12 protein-coding genes are annotated in these 12834 nt (G+C 74.1%); 9 read left to right on the top strand and 3 right to left on the bottom strand.

The features are described from left to right. Positions 1–852 (top strand): sugar phosphate isomerase/epimerase family protein (locus BLS67_RS21640; RefSeq protein ID WP_109504777.1); only part of this gene is annotated, 852 nt, incomplete at its 5' end. Between the two features lie 14 nt (positions 853–866). Continuing rightward, positions 867–1154 (top strand): hypothetical protein, encoded by a 288-nt coding sequence (locus BLS67_RS21635; RefSeq protein ID WP_091249906.1) that lies wholly within the window; start codon positions 867–869, stop codon positions 1152–1154. A 50-nt stretch (positions 1155–1204) separates the two neighbouring features. On the opposite strand, the gene BLS67_RS21630 is transcribed toward BLS67_RS21635, so the two are convergent. Further along, positions 1205–2425 (bottom strand): MFS transporter, encoded by a 1221-nt coding sequence (locus BLS67_RS21630; RefSeq protein WP_242654268.1) that lies wholly within the window; start codon positions 2423–2425, stop codon positions 1205–1207. Between the two features lie 121 nt (positions 2426–2546). Further along, entirely contained in the window at positions 2547–3461 is a 915-nt protein-coding gene (locus BLS67_RS21625) for a LysR family transcriptional regulator (protein WP_242654267.1), read from the bottom strand. 115 nt (positions 3462–3576) lie between these two features. Between BLS67_RS21625 and BLS67_RS21620 the strand changes: the two genes are divergently transcribed. From BLS67_RS21620 to BLS67_RS21595, 6 genes are read left to right on the top strand one after another with little or no spacing between them, the layout of a single operon-like run. Next, on the top strand, positions 3577–4554 hold the full coding sequence (locus BLS67_RS21620) for a cyclase family protein (RefSeq protein ID WP_091249899.1): 978 nt from the start codon (positions 3577–3579) through the stop codon (positions 4552–4554). A 10-nt stretch (positions 4555–4564) separates the two neighbouring features. Next, positions 4565–5695, top strand: coding sequence for an FAD-dependent monooxygenase (locus tag BLS67_RS21615; protein WP_091249896.1), 1131 nt, complete (start codon positions 4565–4567; stop codon positions 5693–5695). Positions 5696–5708: 13 nt separating this feature from the next. Continuing rightward, entirely contained in the window at positions 5709–6659 is a 951-nt protein-coding gene (locus BLS67_RS21610) for a VOC family protein (RefSeq protein WP_091249894.1), read from the top strand. Further along, on the top strand, positions 6659–7633 hold the full coding sequence (locus BLS67_RS21605) for a fumarylacetoacetate hydrolase family protein (protein ID WP_091249891.1): 975 nt from the start codon (positions 6659–6661) through the stop codon (positions 7631–7633). The genes BLS67_RS21610 and BLS67_RS21605 overlap by 1 nt, the downstream gene beginning before the upstream one ends. Next, complete coding sequence (locus tag BLS67_RS21600) at positions 7630–8388, top strand: SDR family NAD(P)-dependent oxidoreductase (RefSeq protein ID WP_165617683.1); 759 nt, start codon at positions 7630–7632, stop codon at positions 8386–8388. Before BLS67_RS21605 ends, BLS67_RS21600 begins: the two co-directional genes overlap by 4 nt. A 15-nt stretch (positions 8389–8403) precedes the next feature. Further along, positions 8404–9570 carry an alpha/beta hydrolase family protein gene (locus BLS67_RS21595; protein WP_091249885.1) on the top strand — a complete coding sequence of 389 codons (1167 nt, stop codon included), beginning with the start codon at positions 8404–8406 and terminating at the stop codon, positions 9568–9570. A gap of 25 nt (positions 9571–9595) precedes the next feature. Here BLS67_RS21595 and BLS67_RS21590 read toward each other — a convergent pair whose 3' ends face one another. Beyond that, positions 9596–10597, bottom strand: a complete 1002-nt coding sequence (locus BLS67_RS21590) for an oxamate carbamoyltransferase subunit AllH family protein (RefSeq protein WP_091249881.1) — start codon at positions 10595–10597, stop codon at positions 9596–9598. A gap of 362 nt (positions 10598–10959) precedes the next feature. Here BLS67_RS21590 and BLS67_RS21585 point away from each other — a divergent pair, with 362 nt between their 5' ends. Continuing rightward, positions 10960–12813 (top strand): helix-turn-helix domain-containing protein, encoded by a 1854-nt coding sequence (locus BLS67_RS21585; RefSeq protein ID WP_242654266.1) that lies wholly within the window; start codon positions 10960–10962, stop codon positions 12811–12813. Positions 12814–12834: the final 21 nt, after the last annotated feature.

Here is a 12834-nt window from a genome sequence, read left to right as displayed (position 1 = left end):
TACCTGCGGGCGAAGAAGGACCTGCTCGAGCAGCACGGGCTGCAGGTCTTCGCGATCAGCAACCACCTCAACGGCCAGGCCGTGTGCGACGACCCGATCGACGCCCGGCACCAGAACATGGTCGACCCGCGGGTGTGGGGCGACGGCGACCCCGAGGGCGTCCGGCAGCGGGCGGCGGAGGAGATGAAGGCCACCGCCCACGCCGCCCAGGCTCTGGGCGTGAAGACGGTCGTCGGGTTCACCGGGTCCTCGATCTGGAAGACCGTCGCGATGTTCCCGCCGGTGCCCGAGTCGATGGTCGCCGCCGGGTACCAGGATTTCGCCGACCGGTGGAACCCGATCCTGGATGAGTTCGACGCCGCCGGGGTCCGGTTCGCCCACGAGGTGCACCCCAGCGAGATCGCCTACGACTACTGGACGACGGTGGCCACGATGGAGGCCATCGGCCACCGCGAGGCCTTCGGCCTGAACTGGGACCCCTCGCACTTCGTGTGGCAGGACCTGGACCCGGTCGGGTTCCTGTGGGACTTCCGCGACCGGATCTACCACGTGGACTGCAAGGACGCGAAGAAGCAGGTGGGCAACGGCCGCAACGGCCGGATGGGCTCCCACCTGCCCTGGGCCGACCCCCGCCGCGGCTGGGACTTCGTGTCCACCGGGCACGGCGACGTCCCGTGGGAGGCGTGCTTCCGGATGCTGAACACCATCGGCTACGACGGGCCGATCAGCATCGAGTGGGAGGACGCCGGCATGGACCGCCTGGTCGGCGCACCCGAGGCCCTGGAGTTCGTCCGGAAGCTGGCCTTCGACCCGCCGTCGGCCGCCTTCGACGCGGCCTTCTCCCGCAGCTGACCCGAGGAGCACCCGTGCAGATCGACGCGCACCAGCCCACCGCCGCCGTCATCGACGTCGCCGACCTGCGGCGGCTGGAGGTGCTCGCCCCCGCCGGGCTGCCCGACGACGAGCTCGTCGGCCGACTGGGTGACCTCGGTCGGCTCGACGGCGACCACGTGTGGCTGCCGGTGGAACGCCTCCGGCAGGCCGGGCCGGCCGACCCGGCGTGGGCCGAGGGGTTCGACGCGATGATCGGCTACGCCACGTCGAAGGGGTGGGTCGAGGGCGGCGCCGTGCGCGCCCACGTCGTCCGCAGCTGACGGCGCGGCCCCGATGTCGGGTAGCCCGACATCGGGGCCCGCGCGAGCGGTCAGGTCAGGCGCAGCTGCCGGACGACGACCGCGATCAGCACCGAGATGCCGCCGACGACGGCGACCGCGGCGGCGATGCCCGACAGCGCACCGGAGATGGCGATGACCAGCAGCGGGCAGAGGAACTCGCCGAGGAACAGGGCGGCGGTCCAGCGGCCGGTGCCGCGGCCGCGCTCCTCGAGCGCCAGGCCGCCGACGACCCAGGTGAGCAGGCTGGGCAGCATGATCCCGGTGCCCGCGCTGGCGATGACCGCACCGACCACGGCGACCGGCACGGCGGGGGCCAGGCCCAGCACGACCAGGCCGAGCCCGGCGAGCCCGAAGGCCAGCGGCAGCAGGAACCTGGGGCCCCGGGCGGCGATCCTCGGGAACGAGGCCGCGCCCGCGGCGGTGGCCAGCGACGCGACGGCCGCGATCCCGCCGATGGCGGCGGTCGCGGTGACGCCGAGGGAGTCCAGCACGTAGGACAGCTCGACGATCGGGGTGTAGAACACCACGCCGCCGACCAGGCTGACGGCCAGCGGCACCAGCATGCGACGCCAGGGAAGCGGGGGCAGCGCGGTGGTGGCGCGCGGCGGCACGGTCGGGGTCCAGAGCAGGACGGCGGCCAGCACGGCCAGCGGCAGGGCCAGCAGGTAGAGGTAGAACGGCGTCTGCCAGTTGCTGCTGCCCAGGGCGCCGCCGAGGGCGAAGAACACGGTGGCCGACAGCGTGGTGGCGATGGTCTGCAGGCCGAAGAGCTTGGCCCGGCGGGCACCGGCGGAGTAGTCGGCGATCAGGGTGGTGCAGCAGGTCATGATCGCGGCCTCGGTGATGCCGACGCCGATGCGGGTGGCGAGGACGGCGGGCAACGAGTCCAGCAGCACGGGCGCGGTGCCGAGCACGGCGTAGACGGCCAGGGCGCCGACCAGCAGCCGCTTGCGGCCGACGGCGTCGACGATGCGGCCGGCGACCGGGGCCAGCAGCGCGATCATCAGCGCCGGCGCGGTGAGCACGAGCGGGGCCAGGGCGTCCACCCCGGGGGTGCCGGCGAACGCCCGCTGCAGGGTGGGCAGGACCGGGGCCAGCAGCACGGCGCCGAGGATCGGCATGCAGCTGGCGGCCATGAGGACGGCGATCTCGCGGCGGCGGGCCGGGCGGCCCGTGACCGGGTGCAGGGCACCCACGTCGATGCCGGTGGCGGCCGCCCCGGGGACGGGACCGTCGAGGGTCTGGGACACGGTGTTCTCCTGGGCTCGGTGCTGGTCGTCGGTGACCGGTGTCACTGAGCGGGAGTGTGCGGACCGGGAGGCCCCACCACCAATAGATCCTGCGGCGGGGTGCATCAGCCCCGTGGATGGGTCAGCCGACCGGCGTGGTGGCCTGCCGGGCGGCCCGCAGCACCAGGTCGCGCAGGAACACGTGGTCGGGGTCGCGCTCGTAGACCGGGTGCCACCACATGGCCTCGACCAGCCCACCGACGTCCAGCGGGCACGGCAGCGTGCGCACCCCGGTGTCCAGGGGCAGCAGGTCGACCAGCCGGCGCTGCAGCAGCGAGATGCGGCGCGAGCCGGCGACCAGACCGGGTACGGTCAGGAAGTTCTCGGTGACCACCTGCACCGTGGGCTCGATGCCCCGCTGCCGCAGCACCCGCGCGGCCGGGGTCGAGGCGTTCGGGCCGTGGTAGACCGCCACCCAGGGCAGCGTGCGCAGCTGGTCGACGGTCACCCGGTCGTCGATGTCGGGGTGGTCGGCCGAGAACACCACCACCCACTCGTCGGCGTAGAGCTCGGCGTGCGGCAGGTCGGCCAGGAAGCCCATCGGCAGCAGCATGAGGTCCACCGCCAGCAGCGCCTGGTCGGCCCGGTCGACCAGCTCCGGGGTGTGCGGCGCCAGCCGCAGCCGGGCGTGCGGGGCCACCTCGTCCAGCAGCGCGGCGAGGGTGTCGCCCAGCACCGTGACCCCGTAGTCCGAGAGCAGCAGGCTGAACTCCCGGGTCGACTCGGCCGGGTCGAACGAGGGCTGCGCGGTGAACACCCGGTGCACCGACTCCAGCGCCAGCCGGGCCTGCAGCTGCAGCTGGCCGGCCAGCGGGGTCAGCCGGTACTCGTTGCCGACCCGGGTGAGCAGGTCGTCGCCGAAGTGCCGGCGCAGCCGGGCCAGCGACGCCGACAGGGCCGGCTGCGACAACCCCAGCTGCTTGGCCGCCTTCGTGACGCTGCGCTGGCCCAGCAGGGCGTCCAGGGACACCAGCAGGTTGAGGTCCAGGTTGGCCACGTTCACACCGCGGATCATCCACCCGACTGATGCCCGGCATCAAGGATCCGGTCTTCCCTGATGGCCCGTCCGGGTCGACAGTGGTCCGCGTCACCGATGACAGGAGTGCGCTGCCGTGTTCGACCCGCAGGACCCCGAAGCCACCATCGCCGCCGCCGCCGGGCGGGTCTCCAACTGGGGCCGGTGGGGCGACGACGACGTGCTCGGCACCCTCAACCTGCTCACCCCGGAGAAGCGGGTGCAGGGCGCGGCCCTGGTCCGCCGGGGCGAGAGCTTCGACCTCACCCAGCACTTCAACACCGACGGCCCGCAGAAGGGCTGGCTGCGCCGGGTCAACCCCGTGCACGCCATGCTCGGCACCGGCCTGGACGCCGAGGCCGGCATCCCCGCCTTCCCGCACGGCATCGGCGGCGCCGACGACATGATCACCATGCCGCTGCAGGCCTCCACCCAGTGGGACGGCCTGGGCCACATCTTCGACCACGGCAAGGCCTACAACGGCCGCCGGGCCGGGGCGATCGTGACCAGCGAGGGCGACAACACCACCGGCATCGAGACCACCGCCGGCCGGTTCGTCGGCCGCGGCGTGCTGCTGGACGTCGGCCGCTCGCACGGCACCGACGGCGAGCTGCCCGACGGCTTCGCGATCACCCCCGAGCACCTCGACGCCTGTGCCGCGGCCGCCGGGGTCGAGGTCACCGGCGGCGACCTGCTGCTGGTGCGCACCGGCCGGCTGGCCCGCGCCCGCCGCTCCATCGCCGCCGGCACCGGCTGGGGCGACTACGCCGGTGGCGAGTCCCCGGGCCTGTCGTTCACCAGCCTGGACTGGCTGCGCGAGCACGACGTCGCCGCCGTGGCCACCGACACCTGGGGCGTCGAGGTGCGGCCCAGCGAGTTCTCGGTGCCCACCTTCCAGCCCTTCCACCAGGTCGCCATCCCGCACCTGGGCCTGTTCCTGGGCGAGATGTGGGACCTCGAGGCGCTGGCCGACGACTGCGCGGCCGACGGCGTCCACGAGTTCCTGCTCGCCGCCCCGCCCCTGCCCGTGACCGGCGCCGTCGGCGCCCCGGTCGCCCCGATCGCCGTCAAGTAGGAGTGCCGCGATGAGTGCAGTGCAGAACGTCCTGGTGGTCGGCGGTGGCCTGGCCGGTGCCGGTGTCGCCATCCGGCTCGCGCGCGCCGGCGTGGCGGTCGACCTGGTCGAGGTCAAGCCCGACGTCCACGCCCTCGGCTCGGGCATCACCCTGCAGGGCAACGCCCTGCGCGAGCTCGACGGCCTCGGCGTCTGGGAGTCCGCACGCGACCGCGGCTACCCCTTCGACGTCACCGGCTTCCGGGCGCCGGACCCGGCCGGCAGCGAGATGTTCGCCGTCCCGGACGCGAAGACCGGTGGCCCGGACTACCCGGCAGCCATGGGCATGACCCGCCCCGACCTGGCAGGGCTGCTGCACGACAAGGCCGCCGAGGTCGGGGTGAAGCTGCGCTACGCCACGACCACCACGGACCTGACCCAGGACGACAACGGCGTCGACGTCACGTTCTCCGACGGCTCGTCGGGCCGCTACGACCTGGTGATCGGCGCCGACGGCGTGCGGTCGTGGACCCGCCGCATGATCGGCATCGAGCTCGAGACGAAGTCCACCGGCATGGGCATCTGGCGCGCCTTCGGCCCCCGGCCGGCCAGCGTCACCCGCACCGACCTGTTCTACGGCGGGCCCAGCTACATCGCCGGCTACTGCCCGACGGCCGAGGACTCGATCTACGCCTACATCGTCGAGGACGCCCAGGACCGCTCGACCCTGACCCCCGACGAGCAGCTGGCCACCATGCGCCAGCTGTCCGAGGCCTACCACGGGCCCTGGGACGAGATCCGCGCGTCGCTCACCGACCCGTCCCGGGTGAACTACACCTGGTTCGAGACCCACCTGCTGCCCGCGCCGTGGAACCGCGGCCGGGTGGTCGTGATCGGCGACGCCGCGCACACCTGCCCGCCCACCGTGGCCCAGGGCGGCGCGCAGGCGTTGGAGGACGCCGCCGTCCTCGGGCAGCTGCTCGTCGAGCGCGACGTCCTGGACGCCGAGCTGTGGGACGCCTTCCACGACCGCCGCGTCGAGCGGGCCCGCACCGTCGTCGACGCCTCCAACCAGCTCGCCCAGTGGCAGCTCGACCACGTGCAGGGCGACGTCGCGTCGCTCATGCGCGGGGTCGCCACCGTCGTCAGCCAGCCCGCGTAACCAGGAGAAGACAGTGACCGCACCCGAGAAGACCCGCCTCATCACCCACCTGCGCCACATCGACCTGGCCGTGCCGGACCTGCGCACCCAGACCGACTTCTTCACCAACACCTGGGGCCTGAAGGAGGAGACCACCGACAGCGGTCTCTCGTTCCTGGCCGCCGAGGGCAGCCCCGAGCAGTACGTCGTCCGGCTCCGTGAGGCCGCCGACAAGCGTATCGACCTGATCTCCTTCGGTGCCGCGAACCGGGCCGACGTCGACACCCTGGCCGCCCGCATGGCCAGCGCCGGTGTGCAGCTGGTGCACGAGCCGACCGACCTGCAGACCCCCGGCGGCGGCTACGGCTTCCGCTTCTTCGACAACGAGGGCCGCACCGTCGAGGTCTCGGCCGACGTCGCCGTCCGCGAGCACCGCAAGATCGAGGAGGGCGAGTCGATCCCGGTGCGGCTGTCGCACGTGGTGATCAACTCCAGCGAGCCCGAGAAGACGGTCGCGTTCTACGAGCAGCACTTCGGGTTCGCGCTGTCGGACACCCTCATGCACCCCCGCATGGGCAACATGATGTATTTCCTGCGCACCAACGCCTGGCACCACAGCCTCGCGGTGGCCCGCGGCCCGCACGCCTCGCTGCACCACGCCTCCTTCGAGCTGCGCGGCATCGACGAGTACATGCGCGGCACCGGCCGGGCGCTGCGCGCGGGCGTGGAGAAGATCTGGGGCCCGGGTCGGCACATGGCCGGCAACAACACGTTCTCCTACTTCCTGGACCCGCACGGCAACACCGTCGAGTACACGACCGAGCTGGACCTGGTCGACGAGGACACCTGGCACCCCTCGCTCTACGACTTCTCCAACCCCGAGGTCAGCGACCAGTGGGGCACCGCGAACGCGATGAACGAGTTCGTCGCGCAGAAGTCGTTCAACGACCCCGACAAGGGTCTCTTCGTGGCACCCCCGGTCTGATGCGGTTCGCCACCTGGGAGCACCAGGGCGAGGTGTCCGCCGGCGTCGTCTCCGACGCCGGCGTGCACGGCATCCCCGGCACCACCGTGCTGGAGCTGGTCCGGTCGGGCCTGGCGACGGCGATCGCGGCGGGGGAGCAGGCGCTGGAGGCGCCGGCCGTGCCGCTGGCCGAGGTGCGGCTGCTGCCGCCGCTGCACCCGCCGACCGTGCGCGACTTCGTCGCCTTCGAGGAGCACGTCGAGGGCGTGGTCAAGGGCGTCACCGGCGGGACCGGCGGCGTGGTCGACGAGTGGTACCAGGCGCCCACCTTCTACTTCACCAACCCCTACGCGATGGTCGGCGCCCACGACGACGTCGCCGTCCCGCCCGGGTGCTCGGTGCTGGACTTCGAGCTCGAGGTGGCCGCGGTCATCGGCCGCGACGGCGCCTCGGTGGCCCCGGAGCGGGCCGGCGAGCACGTCTTCGGCTACACCGTGTTCAACGACTGGTCGGCCCGCGACCTGCAGGCCCGCGAGATGAAGGTCAGCCTCGGCCCGGCGAAGGGCAAGGACTTCGCCACCACCCTGGGCCCGTGGCTGGTGACGGCCGACGAGCTGGAGCCCTACCGCGACGCCGACGGGTTCCTGGCCCTGCAGATGCAGGTCCGCGTCAACGGCGAACTCGTGGGCGAGGACCTGCTCTCCAACATGGGCTGGCCCTTCGAGGAGCTGGTGGCCTACGCCAGCCGCGGCACCGTCGTCCGGTCCGGGGACGTGCTCGGCTCGGGCACCTGCGGCAACGGCGGATGCCTGGGCGAGCTGTGGGGCCGCAACGGCTCGTCCCCGGACTCCAGGACCCCGCCGCCCCTGCAGCCCGGGGACGTCGTGGAGATGACCGTCGAGGGCATCGGCACCATCCGCAACCAGGTGGTTGCCGGGGTCGACCTGCCGCCGGTCGCACCCGCCCGGACGCGCACCCGCGCCCGCACCCGGTGACCGCCGACCTGGCCGGGGAGGTCGTCGTCGTCACCGGCGCCGGCCGCGGCCAGGGGGCCGCCGAGGCGCGGTTGCTCAGCTCGCTGGGCGCCCGGGTGGTCGCCGTCGACCTGGGGGAGACCCCCGACGAGGACCTCGGCGGGGCCACCTACCGCAGGCTCGACGTCACCGACGCCGCGGGCTGGGCCGAGCTGGCCGAGGGCCTCGGCGCGGTGCACGGCGGGGTGCACGGGTTGGTCTGCAACGCCGGCATCACCTGGCGGGCCCGGGTCACCGAGCTGGCCCCGGCCGACCTCGAGCGGGTCATGGCGGTCAACGTGACCGGCACCCTGCTCGGGCTGCAGGCGATCACCCCGCTGATGGCGCCGGGCGGCTCGGTCGTGGTGGTCGGGTCGGTGGCCGGGCTGACCGGGCACTTCCCGGCCGCCTACACGGCCAGCAAGTGGGCCCTGCGCGGGCTGGCCAAGGCCGCCTGCCTGGAGCTGGGCCCGCGCGGCATCCGGGTCAACACCATCCACCCCGGCTACGTCGAGACGCCCATGACCGCCTCGGCCGCACCGGCCTTCCGGGCCGCCAACGTCGCCGAGACGCCGCTGGGCCGCACCGGCACGGTCGACGAGGTCGCACCCCTGGTCGCCTTCCTGCTGGGGGAGGGCGCCTCCTTCATCACCGGCGCGGAGATCCCCGTCGACGGCGGCCTCACCGCCCACGGCGGCGTGAAGTCCATCAGCGACGCCGTCCGCACATCCACCTGATCGAGAGGAACGACCGTGTTCGAGTACTTCCCGGGCAACTACGTCTGGAACCTGGGCGTCGTCGCCACCCTGAACTCCGGGGGCCTCATCGACGAGGTCGACCGCGCCTGCCGCCCGATCAAGGACGCCGCCCAGCAGGGCGAGGACGCCGGCACCCAGGACTTCCTGCGGGCCTGGACGGCGCTGACCGACCAGCTGGTCGACCAGGCCGAGGCGGCCGAGAAGGCCGGGCACACGCGCACCGCCGGGCAGCTGTGGTTCCGGGCGACCAACTACCTGTGCCAGGCCGAGCGGATGCTCGCCCACACCAGCCCCGACCGGGTGCCCACGTACAAGCGGGTCACCGAGCTCGCCGAGCGCGCCTTCGCCACCCACAGCCCACGGGTGAGCCGGGTCGAGATCCCCTACGAGGGCCAGACCCTGCCGGCCTACTTCAGCGCCGCCCCGGCCACCGACGACGGTCCGGCCCCGGTGATCGTGCTGGTCAACGGCCTGGACTCCACCAAGGAGCACATGTACTCCTCCAACCACTGGCTGGAGCTCGCCGAGCGCGGCATCTCCTGCCTCATGCTCGACCAGCCGGGCACGGGGGAGTCGCTGCGGCTGCAGGGCATCACCGCCCGCATCGACACCGAGGTGTGGGCCGGCGCGGCGGTGGACTGGCTCGAGACCCGCGACGACGTCGACACCTCGAGGATCGGCATCGTGGGCTGGTCGCTGGGCGGCTACTTCTCCCCGCGGGCGGCGGCGTTCGAGAAGCGCTTCGCGCTGTGCGTGGCGTGGGGCGCCAACCACAACTGGGGCGCGGTCCAGCGCCGTCGGGCCCAGCGCGAGGGCGAGCGGCCCGTGCCGCACTACTGGTCGCACGTGCTGTGGGTGTGGGGCATCGAGGGCGACGAGCACCACCTCGACGCCTTCCTGGACTTCGCCGACGGCGTGCACCTGGACGGCGTGGTCGAGCAGATCACCGTGCCGTTCCTCGTGGCCCACGGGGCGAACGACCGGCAGATCCCGCTGGAGTACGCGCACCGCTCCTACGAGCAGGCCGTGAACTCCCCCAAGCGCGAGCTGCGGGTCTTCACCCCCGAGGAGGGGGCCACCGAGCACATCGGGCTGGACCACCTGCCGCACGTCAGCGTCTTCGTGGCCGACTGGGTCGCCGACACCTTCGCCGGCCGCTGACCGGCGGGACCGCCCGCGCCCCGCGTCAGCGGGGGCGGGCGGTCCGCTCGGCCAGGTCGATGGCGGTGCACAGCCCCAGGGTCATCGCCCGGCCGCTGGTGGAGCCGGTGGCCAGCAGGGCGGCGATCGCGGCGACCAGATCACCCTGGCCGACCAGCCCGCGGACCACGGCGGCGAACTCGCCGCTGACCCGACCGGCCGCGGCGTGCTTGAGCAGCGCCCGGGACAGCTCGGTGGTGCGCGCGGCGGCCAGGGCGTGCACCCCGGCGCCGAAGCGCTCGGCCGCGGGGTGACCCAGCAGGACCAGCCCGGCCACGGTGCCGGCCAGGACGTCGTCGCCGGCCGGGGTGAGGCCCGGACCGAGACCGACCAGGCGGGTGGCCGTGCGCAGCGCGGCGTCCAGGTCGGCGCGGCGGACTGCACCGCGCAGGGCGGCCAGCGGGCCGCTGGGGCCGCCGGGCAGACCGGGCAGCACGAACGCGCTGTGCGGGGCGTCGCCGTAGAGCGCGGTGCGCAGCGTGCGCACGCCCTCGGGCAGCAGGGAGGGGCGGGCGCCGGGCAGGCGGGGGCGGGGGTCCCACCACGCGGCGGCGGACACGGTGAGGTCGCCGACCACGACCCGGCCACCGCCGACGGTGGCCGGGGCGCCCGAGGGCGCGGAGACCAGGGGACGGCCGTTGGCCCGGCGGGACAGCACGAGGCCCAGGGGCAGCCGGGCGGCGTCGGCGGTCAGCACGCCGACGACCTCGACGCCCTGGGCGGTGGGCACGCTCAGGTAGACCGCGGCCGGCACCGACAGCAGCACGCTCGCGCGCCGGGCGGGGCCGCGCAGCAGCTCGGCGATCCCGGTGCTGGCGGCGGCCGGCACGGCGGGGGCGGCGGTGGCGGCGACGGGGAGGTCGCGGGCGGGCCCGGCGGTGCGGCGGGCGGCCTGCGCGGAGTCCCGGGGGAGCGGGATGGTGGGCACGCCCATGCGGGCGGCGCGACCCACGGCGGTGGTGGTCTCGTGCGGTGCTGCGGTGCGCATGCTGTCCTCCCGTGGGTGCCGGCGGCCGACCCCTGGGCCGCCGTCCGTGCGGTGCCGTGCGGAGGCGCGCCGGACCGGGGTCCGGCACCGTCGGCGACGGCTTACCATCCGTGCACGGGATCACTGCGCGGAACTCGAACCTATGCGGCGCGTCGGACAGCTCCGTATGGCGGAACTAGCCAAGAATGCGTGCGGCTGGACGGGTAGCTCTGACAGAATCCGGGGCGTGTGTCCGGCAATCGAGCGACATGGGGGACGACGCGGTGACTGATCGTGAGTATGCGGTGACTGGCATGTCGGAGGGTATTCGTACGGCTCCGTTCCGTCAGGTCCCGCAGCGGTCGGAGCCCGCGTTGTCCCGGGTGGCCCCGACCGAGCGCACCGCGCTCGAGGACAGCATGGGCCTGTCGGTGACGCAGCTGCTCGCGCTGACCGACGGCACCCTGGTCGCCGGCTCGGCAGGTGCCGGCCGGGTGGTGCGCCAGGTGGTCGTCGACGACCCGGCCGACCCGCTGGCCGGCGCCGGTCCCGACGTCCTGGTGGTCCTCGGCGCGCGGCTGCCCCCGGCCGACCCGGGCCAGTGCCGGGCGCTGATCGAGCGGCTCACCGCGCTGGGCACCGCCGCGCTGGCCTACCGCGACTCCGACGGCCCGCCCGCGGTGCCGGCCGAGGTGCGCTACGAGGCCGACCGGCGGGGCTTTCCGATCGTCGCCCTGCCGCGCACCTCGCGGCTGGACCTCGTCGTGGCCGAGGTGTTCGGCGCGATCGTGGCCAAGCAGACGCAGGCGCTGAGCCTGGCCGACCGCATGCACAACCAGTTCATCGACGTCGCGCTCACCGGCGGCGGGCTGGCCGAGGTCACCGCGCAGGCGGCCACCTTCCTGGACGGCGCCGCGGTGCTGGGCCTGGGCCCCGACCGCGAGATCGCCACCTCCGCCGGCCCGGCCGACGACGTCACCGAGGTGCGCGACTGGCTCTGGCTGCTGGACGCCGCGGCCGACGACGCCTACTCCGACCTGCCCAGCGCGCGGCGGCTCTCCGAGAACCGGGCCGACCAGGCGATCGTCACCCCGGCCGACGTGCTGGCCGACGCCGACCTGTCCCCGGCCGACGGCATCCTGCTGGTCCCCGGGCACCACGAGCTCCCCGGCGGGGTCGGCGAGTACGCGGTCGCGCCGATCATGGCCGGCGACCAACGGCACGGCTGGCTGGTCGCGGTCAACCGGCACGGCCCGATGCTGGTCGGCGCCGGGGCGGTCCTCGAGCGCGGCGCGGTCATCGCGGCGCTGTCCGAGATCCGCCACCAGGCCGTGCACTCGGTCGAGCTGCGGTTCCAGGGCGACATGGTCCGCCGGCTGGTCAGCGGCACCGTGGGCCACACCGAGCGCGCCCTGGCCTACACCCGCTCCTTCGGCTGGCGACTGGACGGCCCGGTCGTCGTGCTGGTCACCGCCACCGAGACCGTGGCCGACGCCAACACCGACCCCACCCGCGCGCTGGACGTCCTGGACCGGCTGGCCGACGGCTGGCGGGCCGCGATCGACGGCGAGGTCGCCGGTGCGGCCGTCGCCGGGCTGGCCACCGAGATCGTCACCGTGCTGCCGCTGGACGGCCGCACCCCCGAGGAGCTGACCGGGCTGGTCGCCGCCGTCACCGGCCGCGTCAACGCCCGGCTGCGCCGGGTGGGCCGGGTGCTGGCCACCGGCATCGGCCGGCCGGCGCAGGTGCTCTCGGGGCTGGCCGACGCCCACCAGCAGGCGCAGCGGGCCCTGCAGGTCGGCCAGGAGATCCACGGCGAGGCCACCGTCACCCACTTCGACCAGCTGGGGGTGTTCCGGCTGCTGTCGCTGATCCCGGACAGCTCCGAGCTGCGCTCCTACGTCGACGAGGTGCTCGGGTCGTTGGCCGACGCCACCGACCCCGACTCCGCCGACCTCCGCGACACCCTGCGGGTGCTGCTGGAGACCAACCTGAACGTGGCCGAGTCGGCCCGCCGGCTGCACTTCCACTACAACACGATGCGCTACCGCATCGGCAAGCTCGAGCGCATGCTCGGGCCCTTCACCTCCGACCCCACGCTGCGGCTGAACCTGCTGCTGGCCCTGCACGCGGCCCGCATGCGCGGTCTGGACCAGGTGCACCGGCCCCCGGTCGAGGCCTCGGCCCTGCCCTTCCTGGACGACGGCCTGGAGTCCCTCTCCCACGCCCAGGCATGACGAACGGCCCGCCCCCGGCAG

Origin of the sequence: Klenkia soli (genome assembly GCF_900103975.1) — a bacterium.
In the GTDB taxonomy this organism is placed as follows: domain Bacteria; phylum Actinomycetota; class Actinomycetes; order Mycobacteriales; family Geodermatophilaceae; genus Klenkia; species Klenkia soli.
The sequence above is the reverse complement of the archived record's forward strand: the minus strand, read 5'-3'. Positions and strand labels throughout refer to the sequence as shown.

What these genes read in the sequence shown, in the direction of transcription:
- BLS67_RS21615 (WP_091249896.1), top strand. Translation starts at nt 4,565, where the DNA reads ATGAGTGCAGTGCAGAACGTCCTGGTGGTCGGCGGTGGCCTGGCCGGT.
- BLS67_RS21605 (WP_091249891.1), top strand. Translation starts at nt 6,659, where the DNA reads ATGCGGTTCGCCACCTGGGAGCACCAGGGCGAGGTGTCCGCCGGCGTC.
- BLS67_RS21590 (WP_091249881.1), bottom strand. Translation starts at nt 10,597, where the DNA reads ATGCGCACCGCAGCACCGCACGAGACCACCACCGCCGTGGGTCGCGCC.